This is a genomic window from Streptomyces sp. NPDC054883 (assembly GCF_053610645.1).
Genome location: NZ_JBSGYT010000006.1, coordinates 31,529 through 46,353, shown reverse-complemented (window position 1 = coordinate 46,353; position 14,825 = coordinate 31,529). Strand labels below are relative to the sequence as shown.

Here is a 14,825-nt window from a genome sequence, read left to right as displayed (position 1 = left end):
GCACTGCGCTGGGCTACCAGGACTCGAACCTAGAATAAGGGAACCAGAAACCCTCGTGTTGCCAATTACACTATAGCCCACCAAAATGCAAGCCCCTGAGGGACTTTCATTCGGTTAGCGCCTCCGTCCGGCCTTCCGGCCCGCTCGGGCGGCGCAGAAAGAACATTACCGGATGCCTGACCGTGCTCCAAAACGGGTATCCGCGGCCAGCAGCGCAGGGAGCTGGGCAAGACCGGAGATCCGGTGCACTCCCTCGGGGGCCGGTCCGGGCGCGCCGCAGCGGTCGAGCCATACGGCAGTCAGTCCCGCGTCCCGGGCCCCGCGGGCGTCGATCTCCGGCTGGTCGCCGACGTACGCCACCTCCTGCGGCGGCAGTCCGAGGGCCTCGCAGGCGCCGAGGAAGGCGGCCGCGTCCGGCTTGCTGACGCCGAGCTCGGCGGCGCACACCAGCACCTCGAAGCGCTCGCGCAGCCCGAGCCGGCGCAGTTTGGGGTCCTGGTTGGCGGTGGAGGAGTTGGAGAGCACCCCGTGCCGGTAGACGCCTGCCAGGGCGTCCAGTACCGGGAGCACGTCCGGGAAGAGCGCCCAGGCCGCCTGGTAGTGCACGACGTACCGGTCGAACCAGCCGTCGGCCTCGGCGTCGCTCATCCCCGGGGCCGCCAGGAAGTCCCGTACCCGGTCCTGGCGCTGGGCCCGGAAGGTCGTCTCCCCGGCGGCGAAGCGGGCCCAGTGGCGTTCGGTCGCGGCGCGCCACAGGGCGAGGGCCGCCGCCGGGGTCCCGTAGCGCTCCGCCAGCCCGTCGTCGGCCAGGTGCCGCGCGAGCCCGGCGGTGTCGGCCCCGGTGTAGTCGAACAGGGTGTCGTCGACGTCCCACAACAGCGCTCGGATCGGCATACGGCCGAGACTACTGGGCGGCTTCCTCCGGTGGGGGCACGACGAAGAAGTACGCCGGTGAACGGCTCGGCCCTCCCGGCCCCGGCGGACGCCGAAGGGGCGGCCGCCGGGAGGCGGCCGCCCCTTCGGGGTGGGTGCGGGTCAGGCGGCGAGCTTCGCCAGCGCCGCGTCGATGCGGGCCAGGGAGCGCTCCTTGCCCAGGATCTGGAGGGACTCGAAGAGCGGCAGGCCGACCGTGCGGCCGGTGACGGCGACGCGGACCGGGGCCTGGGCCTTGCCCAGCTTCAGGCCGTGGGCCTCGCCGGCGGTCAGGACGGCCTGCTTGAGTGCCTCCGGGTCGCTCCAGTCGGCCGTCTCCAGGTGCGCGCGGACGGTGCCGAGCAGGGCCGCGGGCTCGCCCTTCATCGCCTTGTCCCAGGACGCCTGGTCCTCGACCGGCTCCTTGCGGAAGAGGAAGTCGACGTTCGCGGTGATGTCCGACAGCACGGTCACCCGGGTCTGGGCGTACGGCGCGATGGCCTCCCACGCCTGCGCGTCGAAGTCCTCCGGCTCCCAGTTGGCGTGCGGCGCGCGCAGCCACGGGGTGCACGCGTCGGCGAACGCCTTCGGGTCCATCCGGCGGATGTGGTCGGCGTTGATCGCCTCGGCCTTCTTGAGGTCGAAGCGGGCCGGGTTGGCGTTCACGTCCTGGATGTCGAACTTCGTCACCATCTCCTCGATGGTGAAGATGTCCTGGTCCTTGGAGAACGACCAGCCGAGGAGCGAGAGGTAGTTCAGCAGGCCCTCGGGGAGGAAGCCGCGCTCGCGGTAGAGGTTGAGCGAGGCCTCCGGGTCGCGCTTGGAGAGCTTCTTGTTCCCCTCGCCCATGACGTACGGCAGGTGGCCGAACTCCGGCACGCCGGTGGCGATGCCCAGCTCCATCAGCGCCTTGTACAGCGCGATCTGGCGGGGCGTGGAGGACAGCAGGTCCTCGCCGCGCAGCACGTGCGTGATCTGCATCAGCGCGTCGTCGACCGGGTTGACGAGCGTGTACAGCGGGGCGCCGTTGGCCCGCAGGATGCCGAAGTCCGGCACGTTCTCCGGGGTGAAGGTCAGCTCGCCGCGGACCAGGTCGGTGAAGGTGATCGGCTCGTCGGGCATCCGGAAGCGGACGATCGGGAGGCGGCCCTCGGCCTGGTACGCGGCCACCTGCTCGGCGGTCAGGTCGCGGCAGTGGCCGTCGTAGCCGGAGGGCCGGCCGGCCGCGCGGGCGGCGGTGCGGCGCTCGTCGAGCTCCTCGGTGGTGCAGTAGCAGTCGTACGCGTAGCCGCCGTCGCGCAGGCGCTGGGCGACGTCGGCGTAGATGTCCATCCGCTGCGACTGGCGGTAGGGGGCGTGCGGGCCGCCGACCTCGGGGCCCTCGTCCCAGGTGAAGCCGAGCCAGCGCAGCGAGCCGAGCAGCTGGTGGTAGGACTCCTCGGAGTCGCGGGCCGCGTCGGTGTCCTCGATGCGGAAGACGAACGTACCGCCGTGGTGGCGGGCGAACGCCCAGTTGAAGAGGGCGGTCCGGACCAGGCCCACGTGGGGGTTGCCGGTCGGGGAGGGACAGAAACGTACGCGGACGTTCGCGTTAGCCACGCTTGATCACCTTGTTGGTGAGAGTGCCGATGCCTTCGATGGTGACGGCGACCTCGTCGCCGACGTTGAGGGGGCCGACTCCGGCCGGGGTCCCCGTGAGGATGACGTCGCCGGGGAGCAGCGTCATGGCCTCGGTGATGTGCACGATCAGGTCCTCGATCGAGCGGACCATGTCGCTGGTGCGGCCGAGCTGGCGCTGTTCGCCGTTGACGGTGCACTGGATGGTCAGGTCGCCCGGGTCGAGGTCGGTCTCGATCCAGGGGCCCAGCGGGCAGGAGCTGTCGAAGCCCTTGGCGCGGGCCCACTGCTTCTCGCGCTGCTGGACGTCGCGCGCGGTGACGTCGTTGGCGCAGGTGTAGCCGAGGATCACGTCCTTGACGCGCTCCTTGGGGACCTCGCGGCACATCCGGCCGATGACCACGGCGAGCTCCGCCTCGTGGTGGAGGTCCTGGGAGAAGGAGGGGTACGTGATGGGGTCGCCCGGGCCGACCACCGAGGTGGAGGGCTTGAAGAAGGTGATGGGCGTCTCCGGCACCGCGTTGCCCAGCTCCGCCGCGTGCTCCGCGTAGTTGCGGCCGATGGCCACGACCTTGTTCGGGAGCACGGGCGGCAGCAGCCGGACCTTGTTCAGCGGGACCTTGGTGCCCGAGAGCTCGAAGTCCGCGAACGGGATGCCCTTGATGATGTCGAGGACGAGCTCGCCTTCGGCGCCGGGGGCAGTGCTGCCCTCGACCGCGCCGAACGCGACGTTGCCGTCGATCGAGAACCTGGCGATGCGCACCGGTTGCGTCTGCCCCTCTGTATTTCCGCTGGCTGGAGTCTGCGGACTCCAGGCTAACGCGGTGGACGGGGGCGCTTCGCGTCCTTTGCCGGGCGGGTCTACTGCGCGGCGGCGGCGACCGGCGCGTCCATCAGGACGGTGCGGCGGGGGTTCGCGGTCTGCGCGGGCAGCTCGACGGAGTGCTCCGGGGCCAGGGCCGACTGCAGCTCCTCGGCGTCCTTGAGGTGCGCCAGGGTGGTGCGGCGGGGGTTGGCTATGTTGCGGAACATCATCGTCGTCTTCATCGGAGTTTCGGGCCCTCGGCTCGCTCGTCGGTGTGGTGGTTGTCGGATGCGCCAACCCTGCAAAGGGAAAGGCTAAACATCTGAATCCCCCGCCGAACCGGGAAGTAATGGCCAGGGCTGTGTGAGTTTCCTCACCAGCGACCCGGCATTACGGTCATAACGGGCAGTCAATTCGAGGCCACGAAACGGACATTGCGCCACTGAACGCGTCATTCCGCTCCTGATCATCTCGACTGGGACACCTTGACAGTCGCGGTGTTTGGTCGATGTAAGTCCGGTTCCTCCCGATAGCGCTTCCACGCCAGGTAATACGTCTGTCGCGGTGTGTGACCGGCTCGCCGGGGGGATGCGCGCACCTTGTTGGAGATCCCCCACTGTGCTGGAATTCGCGGGACCGCCGCGGGAATCAGCCGGCGCGCAGGTGGCGCGACTCAGCGCCCAGCGCGGTGGCAAGGAGAGGGAGACGCGCCGGTCACCGACGACCACCATGGGGCCGTCAGTGCCCCACGACTCGACACCGTCCCACCGCTCCACCGGCGGGACGCCTGGTCCAGAGGTTGCGACGCTAGTGCAGGGACGATTCAAGAGGGATGGCAAGGGTTCTCCCCAGGCCCACCAGGGCCGAGGGGAAGCTGCGTCGGAGCAGGAGCCGCGCGGCGGGACCGACCGTGGCTCCTCGCCCCAGCACGCCCAGAACCGAGGGCCGGCTGTCGAAGGAGCGGGCCCCGATGCCGCCAACCCCGTGAAGGGGAAGGCCAAGGGCCGGGCCAAGCCGAAGGGCGTGGCGCGGGCCAAGGGCAAGGGCGAGCCGGCTCCGGAACAGGACGTGGCGATACCGAAGGCCCCCAGCGGGTCCGGTTCACGCCTCGCCATGCAGAACTGGCGCATCAGCACGCGACTGGTGTCGCTGCTGACCCTGCCGGTCGTCGCCGCCACCACGCTCGGTGGCTTCCGCATCAACGACTCGCTCAACGACATCGCGCAGCTGGACCACATGCAGCTGCTGACGACGATGACCCGGCAGGCCACCAACCTGGCCGCCGCGCTCCAGGAGGAGCGCGACAAGTCGGCCGGTCCGCTGTCGGTCGACAGGTCGGGCAAGCCGAACTCCCTCGTCGCGGGTGTCCGCGACCAGACCGATGCCGCCGCGAAGGCCTTCGCCGTCGCGACCGACAAGGTCGACAGCACGCAGGACAAGGACGAGACCCTCAAGTCCATCCGCAACAACATCCTGCAGATCGGCCGCCAGCTCACCGGCATCGAGGACATCCGCAAGAAGGCGTACCAGAACGGCGCCCAGCAGACGGTCACCGAGTACAACGCACTGATCGTCTCGCTGCTCTCGCTGTCGCAGGACATGGCCCAGGCCACCTCCAACCCGGAGATGATCAAGCGCACGCGCGCCCTGGCGGCCTTCTCCTCCGCCAAGGAGTACGCCTCCATCCAGCGCGCGATCATCGCCGCCTCGCTCCCCGAGAGCGGCGAGAAGCCCGGCACGCTGTCCGAGAACGACCGGCTGTACGCGCTGTCCGCGCTGCGCGGCGAGAGCCAGTCGAAGAAGACCTTCGAGCTCGTCTACCAGGGCAAGCCCGAGGAGCTCCTCGCGAGCCTCGGCGACGGCAACGCGGAGATCAGCAAGGCCGACCACTTCACCCGGCGCGTGCTGTCCACGCAGGGGCAGTTCGCCAAGGAGGCGCAGTACCGCTCCTGGATGGACTGGTACGACGCCGACGGCACCAAGCTCACGGCCATGAAGGTCATCGAGCTCACCCTGCTCGAGGACATGGAGCAGAAGGCCCGCGAGCTGAAGAGCCAGTCGCAGCAGGACGCCATCATCAACGGTGCGCTGATCCTCCTCGTCCTCGGCGTCTCCCTCGTCGGCGCCTTCGTCATGGCCCGCTCCATGATCCGCTCGCTGCGGCGCCTCCAGGACACGGCGACCCGGGTCGCCCAGGACCGGCTGCCCGAGCTCGTCAAGCAGCTGTCCGAGACCGACCCGCAGGACGTCGACACCACGGTGGAGTCCGTCGGCCTGCACACCCGCGACGAGATCGGCCAGGTGGCCGCGGCCTTCGACGACGTGCACCGCGAGGCCGTCCGCCTCGCCGCCGAGCAGGCCCTGCTCCGGGGCAACGTCAACGCGATGTTCACCAACCTCTCGCGCCGCTCGCAGGGTCTCATCCAGCGCCAGCTCTCGCTCATCTCCGAGCTGGAGTCGCGCGAGGCGGACCCGGACCAGCTGTCCTCGCTCTTCAAGCTCGACCACCTCGCGACCCGTATGCGCCGTAACGGCGAAAACCTCCTCGTCCTCGCGGGCGAGGAGCCGGGCCGCCGGTGGACCCGCCCCGTCCCGCTCGTCGACGTGCTCCGTGCCGCGGCGTCCGAGGTGGAGCAGTACGAGCGCATCGAACTCTCGTCGGTGCCCGGCACCGACGTCGCCGGCCGCGTCGTCAACGACCTCGTGCACCTGCTGGCCGAGCTGCTGGAGAACGCCACGTCGTTCTCCTCCCCGCAGACCAAGGTCAAGGTCACCGGTCACGCGCTGCCGGACGGCCGGGTGCTGGTCGAGATCCACGACACCGGTATCGGCCTCTCCCCCGAGGACCTCGCCGCGATCAACGAGCGGCTCGCCTCGCCGCCGACCGTGGACGTCTCCGTCTCCCGCCGCATGGGCCTGTTCGTGGTCGGCCGCCTGTCCCTGCGACACGGCATCCGGATCCAGCTGCGCCCCTCCGACTCGGGCGGTACCACCGCGCTCGTCATGCTGCCGGTGGACGTCGCCCAGGGCGGCAAGAAGCCCGCGCCGATGCCCGGCCAGGGTGGTCAGGGCGGTCCCGGGGCCGGCTCCGGGCAGGGTCTGCCCGGCGGTCCGGGCGGTTCCGCGGGCCAGGGTTCCGTCGGCGCCGGGGGCGCGCGTCCCCCGGTCGGCGCCGGCCCGCAGCGCGGTCAGGTCTCCGCCGCCGGACAGCGTGCAGCGCTGCCCGGGCGGGACGGTTCCGCCGGTCCGCAGCAGCGGCCCCAGGGCCAGGGTCCCGGTCCGCAGGGTGGTCAGGGCGGCCGGCCGCAGCAGCAGGGCGGCCCTATGACGCGTCCGCAGGCCGGTCCGGGTGCCCCGACGGGTCAGGGCGCGGGCGGTTTCACCCCCGGTGCCCCGCTCCCGGGCCGCGGCCCGGCCGGGGGTCCGGCAGGCGGCCCCGTCGGCGGTGCGCAGTCCCGGCCCGGTGCCGGTCCCGCCGCCTTCCCGCAGGGCAGCGGCTTCGAGCGGCCGCAGCAGCAGTCCGCTCCGGCCACCGCCCAGGGCCAGCCCCAGGCACCCGTGCAGCGCAAGCGGCCGCAGCTGCCGCCGCGCGGCGGCGCCCCGCGACCGGAGCTCCCGGGTGCGGGTACCGCGGCGCCGCAGAGCACCAGCTGGGGCGCGGGCCAGGGCGGCCACGAGGTCCCGCGCGGGCACGACGAGCTGTCGGGCCCCGGTGCGACGGCCGAGTTCGCCCGCCCGGACTTCAACGCCCCGCCCCCGCAGGGCGGCGGCAACCCCGCCAACAGCACCACCGGGCAGTTCGAGCGCCCCGACGTGCGCGGTCCGCTGGACCCGTCCGCCACCGGGCAGTTCGAGCGCCCGGGGGACTTCCAGGCTCCCCGCGGCGGCGGTCCCGGCGTGGGCGGCCACAGCGGCCGCGAGCCGCAGGCCCCCCAGCCCGGCGGCTACTTCCCGGCGCAGCGCCCGCAGGCACAGCCCGAGGCGCTGCCACCGGCCCAGGGTCCCGGCGAGGCGCGCAGCCCCATCTTCGACACGCTGGAGTCGAACTGGGTCCGCCAGGACGGCGGTCCCTCCGTACCCCGGCAGCCGCAGCAGCAGTACCAGCAGCAGGCTCCCGCCGCGCCGGCTCACCAGCAGCCGCTCCCCCAGCGCGGTCAGGAGCTCCCGGCCGACCAGACGGCGACCGGCGCGGTGCCGACCGTAAGCTGGCGGTCCTCGCCGAACGACGAGCTGATGCGGCAGGCCGAGCGCGTGCGCCAGCCCGCCGCCGGCGGCATCACCACCTCGGGCCTGCCCAAGCGGGTGCCACGGGCGAACCTCGTGGCCGGTACCGCTCAGCAGCAGGCCGAGACCCAGGCCGGCCCGCAGGTCTCGCGCGCCCCGGACGACGTCCGCGGCCGCCTCACCAACCTCCGACGCGGTATTCAGCAGGGGCGCCAGGCCGGCACCACCGGCCCCGCGACCGGCAGTTACCAGATCGACCCCACTTACCAGCAGGAGCGATAGTTGAGTTCGATGAGCCAGGCGGCACAGAACCTGAACTGGTTGATCACCAACTTCGTGGACAACACCCCCGGGGTGTCCCACACCGTGGTGGTCTCCGCCGACGGACTCCTTCTGGCCATGTCGGAAGGATTCCCCCGTGACCGGGCCGATCAGCTGGCGGCCGTGGCCTCCGGACTGACCTCGCTGACCGCCGGGGCCTCCCGCATCTTCGAGGGCGGCGCCGTCAACCAGACCGTGGTGGAGATGGACCGGGGATTCCTGTTCCTCATGTCCGTCTCCGACGGTTCCTCGCTGGCCGTACTGGCGCACCCCGAGTGCGACATCGGCCTCGTGGGCTACGAGATGGCCCTCCTCGTGGACCGGGCCGGCAGTGTCCTCACCCCGGAACTGCGCTCGGAACTCCAGGGAAGCCTTCTCAGCTGACCGCGACCCTCCCGGCCGGCCGGTACTTCCGGCCGGGAGGCAGGGGCGCCCGCCCCAACCAAGTGCCACCGTCAGGCCGTCATACCGTCCCCCCCCACCGGCCGCCCCGTGAGACGGCACGCTGACCACTGCTGTCCAGCCCGGAGGATCAATGACCCCGCCCCCCGCCTACCCGGACTCGTACGGAGACTCGTACTCGGAAGGCGACCAGCCGCTGGTGCGTCCGTACGCGATGACCGGCGGCCGGACCCGGCCCCGCTACCAGCTCGCCATAGAGGCGCTGGTCAGCACCACGGCCGATCCGATGCACCTGTCCGGCCTGCTGCCGGAGCACCAGCGCATCTGCACCCTGTGCCGTGAGGTGAAGTCGGTCGCGGAGGTCTCCGCACTGCTGTCGATGCCGCTCGGTGTCGCCCGGATCCTCGTCGCCGACCTGGCCGAGGCCGGAATGGTGGCCATCCACCAGCCGGGCAATGGAGAGGCCGGCGGAACGCCGGATGTAACGCTGCTCGAGAGGGTTCTCAGTGGACTTCGCAAGATCTGACGGCGGAGCGGCTCCTCGCTCCACCACCTCCGCGAAGATCGTGGTGGCGGGCGGCTTCGGCGTGGGCAAGACCACGTTCGTCGGCGCGGTCTCCGAGATCAATCCGCTGCGTACCGAGGCCGTCATGACGTCCGCGAGCGCGGGCATCGACGACCTCACCCACACCGGGGACAAGACGACCACCACGGTCGCCATGGACTTCGGCCGCATCACCCTGGACCAGGACCTCATCCTGTACCTGTTCGGTACCCCGGGTCAGGACCGCTTCTGGTTCATGTGGGACGACCTCGTGCGCGGCGCCATCGGCGCGATCGTCCTGGTCGACACCCGCCGACTGGCCGACTGCTTCCCGGCGGTCGACTACTTCGAGAACAGCGGCCTGCCGTTCGTGGTGGCGCTCAACGGTTTCGAGGGGCACCAGCCGTACACCCCGGAGGAAGTCCGCGAGGCCCTGCAGATCGGCCCGGACGCCCCCATCATCACCACCGACGCCCGCCACCGCGCGGACGCCAAGAGCGCGCTCATCACGCTCGTGGAGCACGCACTGATGGCGCGGCTCAAGTAACGGGTCTCATATCGTGTTCGGCGAAGGGCGGGCTGTGTCATAGAACACGGCCCGCCCTCCTCGTTCATAACGTTTCGACAGAGAATTGGCGCCAGTTGGGCACAGGGCGCGTTCACGCGGTACCCCTGTGCTCACAACTGGCCCGGGTTTTGCCGCAGGTCGCTCTTTATGTCCGATTTATGCGGGACATAAGGTTGTTGGAATGGCTGATTCCAACTGTTTGGAACAGGGCCGTCAACCGTGCTGGAATTCAACGAACTAGCTAGTAGCACCGCCGAGAGGTTGTTGGTCGAGTGAGGCGAAGCAACGCGAGCCCCGGGGTCGAACCCGCGCGGGGCAACTTCACCCCGCCGCCGCGAGCGGCCGCGTCGCCCGTCGACGCGCCCGTGGAGCCACCTGCCGCCAAGGGCAGCAGCAGCAAGTTCGCCCCGCGCAACTGGCGCGTGCCGACCAAGCTGAACGCCATCCTCCTGGTACCCGTCCTCGTCGGACTGGTCATGGGCGGATTCCAGGTGAAGGGCTCGGTCGACAGCTGGAACGAGGCCAAGGACGCCGAGAAGACCGCCCGCATCGTCCAGGCGGCGGCCGAATACGGCCAGGCCCTCCTCAACGAGCGTGACCTCACCGCCGAACCGCTCCTCAAGGGCGAGCGCAACAGCCCGGTCGTGACGAAGGCCTACGCGGCCACGGACGCGGCCAAGGCGAAGTTCGCCGAAGCCGCCAAGGACCTCCCGGACAACCAGAGCCTGGAGCACCGCCTCGCGCTCTTCCGCCAGGAGGAGCCCAAGCTGGAGCAGGTCCGCAAGACGGCTTACGTGGCCCCGGAGACGCCGAAGAAGGCACTTCCCAACCAGGCGGGTCCCATCCCGACCGAAGAGGGCTACGTGCTGGTTCAGCACTACCTCATGACGTTCTCCAACGAACTGGGCCTGGGCACCGGCAACGTGACCAGCTACGGCCGCATGGTCTACGCGGTCGAGCTGGCCAAGGCCGCCAACTCGCTCCAGCGCTCGGTGGGTACGCACCTCCTGGTCCGCCCGAACGAGAACGAGGAGACCCGCAAGGGCCAGCTCGTCGCGTTCTCCTCCTACGCCTACCTCGAAGAGATCGCGATCGGCGAGTACGTCGCGGCCGGCACCGACGCGGACACCAACCGCCTCAAGGAGGTCATGGCCGGCAAGGCCAAGGACGGCGCCGCCAAGCTCACCGCCGCCAAGCTGGCGGCCGACCAGGCCGGCACCACCTTCAAGGCCCCGCCGGTCGTCAACGGCTCCGCCCTCACCGGCATGACCGAGGCGATAGCCAGCGGCGTCGGCAAGGAGAAGCTCGCCGCCGGCGGTACCACCGCCCCCGCCTGGCAGGCGGCGGCCACCGCCAAGTTCGACGGCTACGCCGAGATCGAGAAGGAACTCCTCGACAAGGCCGTCAACGACTCCGTCGCGGTCTCCGACTCGGCCCGCACCGACGCCATCGTCACCGGTGCCGCCGTGGTCGTGGCCCTGCTGGCGGCCTTCATCCTGGCCGGCATGATGGCGCGCCAGATGAGCCGCTCCATGCGCCGCCTGCGCTCCGCCGCTTTCGACGTCGCCGAGCAGCGCCTGCCGATGCTCGTCGACCAGCTCTCGCGCACCGACCCGGGCAAGGTCGACACCCGTGTGACGCCGATCCCGATCGACTCCCAGGACGAGATCGGCGAGGTCGCCCGGGCCTTCGACCAGGTCCACCGGGAAGCGGTCCGGCTCGCCGCCGAGCAGGCCCTCCTGCGGGGCAACGTCAACGCGATCTTCACGAACCTCTCCATGCGCAACCAGTCGCTGATCGAGGGCCAGCTGACCCTCATCACCGACCTGGAGAACAACGAGGCCGACCCCGACCAGCTGGAGAACCTCTTCCGGCTGGACCACCTGGCCACCCGCATGCGCCGCAACGGCGAGAACCTCCTCATCCTCGCGGGTGAGGAGCCGGGCCGCCGCTGGGACCAGCCGGTGCCCCTCGTCGACGTGCTGCGCGCCGCCTCCTCCGAGGTGGAGCAGTACGAGCGCATCGAGCTCTCGGGCGTCTCGGAGGCGGAGATCCACGGGCAGGCCGTGACCGACCTCGTGCACCTGCTCGCCGAGCTGCTGGAGAACGCGACCACGTTCTCCTCCCCGCAGACCAAGGTCCGCGTCAACGCCACGAGGCTGCCCGACGGCCGCGTCATGGTGGAGATCCACGACAAGGGCATCGGCCTCACCGCCGAGGACTTCGCGGACATCAACCACAAGCTGGCCAACCCGCCGACCGTGGACGCCGCGATCTCGCAGCGCATGGGTCTGTTCGTGGTCGGCCGGCTGGCGGACCGCCACGGCATCCGCGTGCAGCTGCGCCCCTCCGGCGAAGCGGCCGGCACCACCTCGCTGGTCATGCTCCCCGACGCCATCACCCACGGTGGCGGCGGCGAGGGCATACCGGACGACGACTTCACGGTCTCCTCGATCATCCCGGAGCAGCAGGCCCAGCTGGCCCCGCCGCTGCGCACGGCCGCCGAGCTCGGCTTCGACGACTCGCGCTACGACGCCCAGGGCGGCGAGGAGCGCTCGCTGGACCCGGTCGGCCGGTCCCTGACCCAGCAGGAGCGCCGGGCCGCGCTGGCGGCCCAGGTCGGCTTCCCGCAGGAGCCGGAGCAGGACCAGGAGCAGTCCGGGTACCCCGCGCAGGAGTATCCGGAACCGCAGCCGGAGCACGGGTACCAGGAGTACCAGGGCTACGAGCAGCAGTCTGCGCAGGGCTACGAGACCTCGTACGAATCTTCGGCCGCCGAGCAGGCGTACGAGGCATACCCGCAGCAGAACTACTCTTATCCGGAAGCCGAATACCAGGACCAGGGCCACAACGCCCAGTCCTACGAAGACGGCTACGCATCCCAGTCCCAGCAGGCCGGGTGGCCCGAGCAGAACACCTATTCGGGCTCCTACCAGCAGGGCTACGGGGCCGAATCGGAATCCCGGGCCGCTCCCGAAGCCGCTCCGGACCGCGTAGGCTTCGACCGTCCGGGTGCCGCTGCCGACACCGGTCACCAGATGACCGGAGCGGGCCTGCCGCGTCGTGGCAGCCAGCAGCAGGGGCAGTCGGGACAGCAGAAAGCGGAGTCCACCGGATCCCTCTTCGAGCAGCGGCCGCAGCGTCAGCGGCAGTCCGCTGAGGCGGAGAGTGCCCCGGAGGAGACGGAAGGCAACGCGGCATGGCGTTCGAACAACGACGAGCGCTGGCAGCAGGCCGCCAAGCTCCGTGAGCCGAAGGCGGGCGGGGTCACCCCGTCCGGTCTTCCTCGGCGGGTGCCCAAGGCCAACCTGGTCGAGGGTGCTGCGGAGACGACCCCGCAGGGCGGCCCCCAGGTCTCCCGCGCCCCGGAGGACGTCCGCGGCAGGTTGAGCAACCTGCGGCGCGGTGTCCAGCAGGGACGCAGCGCGGGTTCCGAGCAGTCAAGTAACAGCTATGACCAGGAGCGTTAGTGTGAGCCCGATGAGCCAGGCGGCACAGAACCTGAACTGGTTGATCACCAACTTCGTGGACAACACCCCCGGGGTGTCCCACACGGTGGTGGTCTCCGCCGACGGCCTTCTTCTGGCGATGTCCGACGGATTCCCGCGCGACCGCGCCGATCAGCTGGCGGCCGTGGCCTCCGGACTGACCTCGCTGACCGCCGGGGCCTCCCGCATCTTCGAGGGCGGCGCCGTCAACCAGACCGTGGTGGAGATGGACCGGGGATTCCTGTTCCTCATGTCCGTCTCCGACGGTTCCTCGCTCGCGGTGCTCGCGCACCCCGAGTGCGACATCGGCCTCGTGGGCTACGAGATGGCCCTCCTCGTGGACCGGGCCGGCAGTGTCCTCACCCCGGAACTGCGTTCGGAGCTGCAGGGAAGTCTTCTCAACTAGCAAACAGGCAGTGCGTTTCGCGTCATCGCACCATAGGGTGCGGTGGCGCGGTTCTACAGGGAGTACTGCGTTCTTGGAGCAGGAGGAGGAAACGTGACAACACCCGGAGGACATCCTTATGGCGGCGCGCAGCAGCCGCAGGGTGGGCACGACCAGAACCGCTTCAACTTTCCCTCCGCTCCCAGCCGGCCGGTGCCGGAGCAGGACCCGTACCAGCAGCAGTACGGTCAGCCGCAGTACGGCCAGCCCCAGCAGCCGCAGCAGCCGCAGGCGCCCCACCGGCTCCCGCAGCAGCAGCCGCGGGCCTCGCGTCCGCAGGCGCCCAAGGCGCACAACCCGCTGGTGCGTCCGTACGCGATGACCGGCGGCCGTACCCGGCCGCGCTACCAGCTCGCCATCGAGGCGCTGGTCAGTACCACGGCGGATCCCGCCCGGCTGCAAGGGCAGTTGCCCGAGCACCAGCGCATCTGCCGTCTGTGCCAGGAGATCAAATCCGTCGCGGAGATCTCGGCACTCCTCTCCATTCCTCTTGGTGTCGCCCGCATCCTCGTCGCCGACCTGGCGGAGGCGGGCCTTGTCGCCATTCATCAGCCCGGCGGCGACGAGTCTGCCGGCGGCCAGCCAGATGTGACACTGCTCGAAAGGGTGCTCAGTGGACTTCGCAAGCTCTAACGGCGGAGCGGCTCGCTCCACCACCTCCGCGAAGATCGTGGTGGCGGGCGGCTTCGGCGTGGGCAAGACCACGTTCGTCGGCGCGGTCTCCGAGATCAATCCGCTGCGTACCGAAGCCGTCATGACCAGCGCTTCCGCCGGTATCGACGACCTCACCCACACCGGGGACAAGACGACCACCACGGTCGCCATGGACTTCGGCCGCATCACCCTGGACCAGGACCTCATCCTGTACCTGTTCGGTACCCCGGGTCAGGACCGCTTCTGGTTCATGTGGGACGACCTCGTGCGCGGCGCCATCGGCGCCGTGGTGCTGGTCGACACGCGCCGTCTCGCCGACTGCTTCCCCGCGGTCGACTACTTCGAGAACAGCGGCCTGCCGTTCGTCATCGCCCTCAACGGCTTCGACGGCCACCAGCCGTACACCCCGGAGGAAGTCCGCGAGGCCCTGCAGATCGGCCCGGACGCCCCCATCATCACCACCGACGCCCGCCACCGCGGGGACGCCAAGAGCGCGCTCATCACCCTGGTCGAGCACGCCCTGATGGCCCGCCTGCGGTAGCGGCCGGCCCGGCCCACGCGAAAGGCCCCCGCACTCCGAGGAGTGCGGGGGCCTTTCGCCGTTCCGGCTGCTGCCGGAAGCGGCGGCCGGTCAGCCGCGCCAGCTGTGGGCGGAGCGGAAGCCGGGGCTGCGCTCCAGGCGGCGCCAGCGGGCCTGGGAGCCGATGGTGTGCACCGGGGCGGCCGCCGGGGCGGCGGCGCGGGCGAGCAGGATCGCGGTGATCGCGGCCAGCTCCTCGGGCTCGGCGTGGCCCTTCTCGACCTTGAGCAGCGTGTCTGCGGTGACGCTCATGGGTGGCAGGTCT

At 70.5% G+C, this 14,825-nt stretch carries 13 protein-coding genes and 1 tRNA gene; 8 read left to right on the top strand and 6 right to left on the bottom strand.

Translation table 11 applies throughout. The features are described from left to right. Window positions 1-8 precede the first annotated feature (8 nt). From ACWGH1_RS06855 to ACWGH1_RS06835, 5 genes are all read right to left on the bottom strand, one after another. A tRNA-Gln gene (locus ACWGH1_RS06855) sits at window positions 9-80 on the bottom strand. Window positions 81-165: 85 nt separating this feature from the next. Next, window positions 166-894 carry an HAD family hydrolase gene (locus tag ACWGH1_RS06850; protein ID WP_453357787.1) on the bottom strand — a complete coding sequence of 243 codons (729 nt, stop codon included), beginning with the start codon at window positions 892-894 and terminating at the stop codon, window positions 166-168. 141 nt (window positions 895-1,035) lie between these two features. Beyond that, window positions 1,036-2,511, bottom strand: coding sequence for a glutamate--tRNA ligase (gene gltX, locus ACWGH1_RS06845; RefSeq protein WP_453353996.1), 1,476 nt, complete (start codon window positions 2,509-2,511; stop codon window positions 1,036-1,038). After that, window positions 2,504-3,292, bottom strand: a complete 789-nt coding sequence (locus tag ACWGH1_RS06840) for a fumarylacetoacetate hydrolase family protein (RefSeq protein WP_453353995.1) — start codon at window positions 3,290-3,292, stop codon at window positions 2,504-2,506. Before ACWGH1_RS06840 ends, gltX begins: the two co-directional genes overlap by 8 nt. 98 nt (window positions 3,293-3,390) lie before the next feature. Next, window positions 3,391-3,576 (bottom strand): hypothetical protein, encoded by a 186-nt coding sequence (locus tag ACWGH1_RS06835; RefSeq protein ID WP_453353994.1) that lies wholly within the window; start codon window positions 3,574-3,576, stop codon window positions 3,391-3,393. Between the two features lie 568 nt (window positions 3,577-4,144). Here ACWGH1_RS06835 and ACWGH1_RS06830 point away from each other — a divergent pair. From ACWGH1_RS06830 to ACWGH1_RS06795, 8 genes are all read left to right on the top strand, one after another. After that, window positions 4,145-7,840, top strand: coding sequence for a nitrate- and nitrite sensing domain-containing protein (locus ACWGH1_RS06830; protein WP_453353993.1), 3,696 nt, complete (start codon window positions 4,145-4,147; stop codon window positions 7,838-7,840). A gap of 9 nt (window positions 7,841-7,849) precedes the next feature. After that, complete coding sequence (locus tag ACWGH1_RS06825) at window positions 7,850-8,263, top strand: roadblock/LC7 domain-containing protein (protein WP_453353997.1); 414 nt, start codon at window positions 7,850-7,852, stop codon at window positions 8,261-8,263. 151 nt (window positions 8,264-8,414) lie between these two features. Next, window positions 8,415-8,807, top strand: a complete 393-nt coding sequence (locus tag ACWGH1_RS06820) for a DUF742 domain-containing protein (protein WP_136214587.1) — start codon at window positions 8,415-8,417, stop codon at window positions 8,805-8,807. Next, the gene (locus ACWGH1_RS06815; RefSeq protein ID WP_136214586.1) at window positions 8,788-9,372 is read left to right on the top strand and encodes a GTP-binding protein; all 585 of its coding nucleotides are present in this window, start codon (window positions 8,788-8,790) and stop codon (window positions 9,370-9,372) included. Before ACWGH1_RS06820 ends, ACWGH1_RS06815 begins: the two co-directional genes overlap by 20 nt. A gap of 293 nt (window positions 9,373-9,665) precedes the next feature. After that, entirely contained in the window at window positions 9,666-12,863 is a 3,198-nt protein-coding gene (locus tag ACWGH1_RS06810) for a nitrate- and nitrite sensing domain-containing protein (protein ID WP_453408488.1), read from the top strand. A 10-nt stretch (window positions 12,864-12,873) separates the two neighbouring features. Then, window positions 12,874-13,287: a roadblock/LC7 domain-containing protein gene (locus tag ACWGH1_RS06805; protein WP_008739857.1), complete on the top strand. Its 414-nt coding sequence runs from the start codon at window positions 12,874-12,876 to the stop codon at window positions 13,285-13,287. Window positions 13,288-13,380: 93 nt separating this feature from the next. Continuing rightward, window positions 13,381-13,959, top strand: a complete 579-nt coding sequence (locus ACWGH1_RS06800) for a DUF742 domain-containing protein (protein WP_453356992.1) — start codon at window positions 13,381-13,383, stop codon at window positions 13,957-13,959. Further along, entirely contained in the window at window positions 13,940-14,521 is a 582-nt protein-coding gene (locus tag ACWGH1_RS06795) for a GTP-binding protein (protein WP_079429940.1), read from the top strand. The genes ACWGH1_RS06800 and ACWGH1_RS06795 overlap by 20 nt, the downstream gene beginning before the upstream one ends. A gap of 90 nt (window positions 14,522-14,611) precedes the next feature. On the opposite strand, the gene ACWGH1_RS06790 is transcribed toward ACWGH1_RS06795, so the two are convergent. Continuing rightward, window positions 14,612-14,812 carry an acyl-CoA carboxylase subunit epsilon gene (locus ACWGH1_RS06790; protein WP_453357174.1) on the bottom strand — a complete coding sequence of 67 codons (201 nt, stop codon included), beginning with the start codon at window positions 14,810-14,812 and terminating at the stop codon, window positions 14,612-14,614. Window positions 14,813-14,825: the final 13 nt, after the last annotated feature.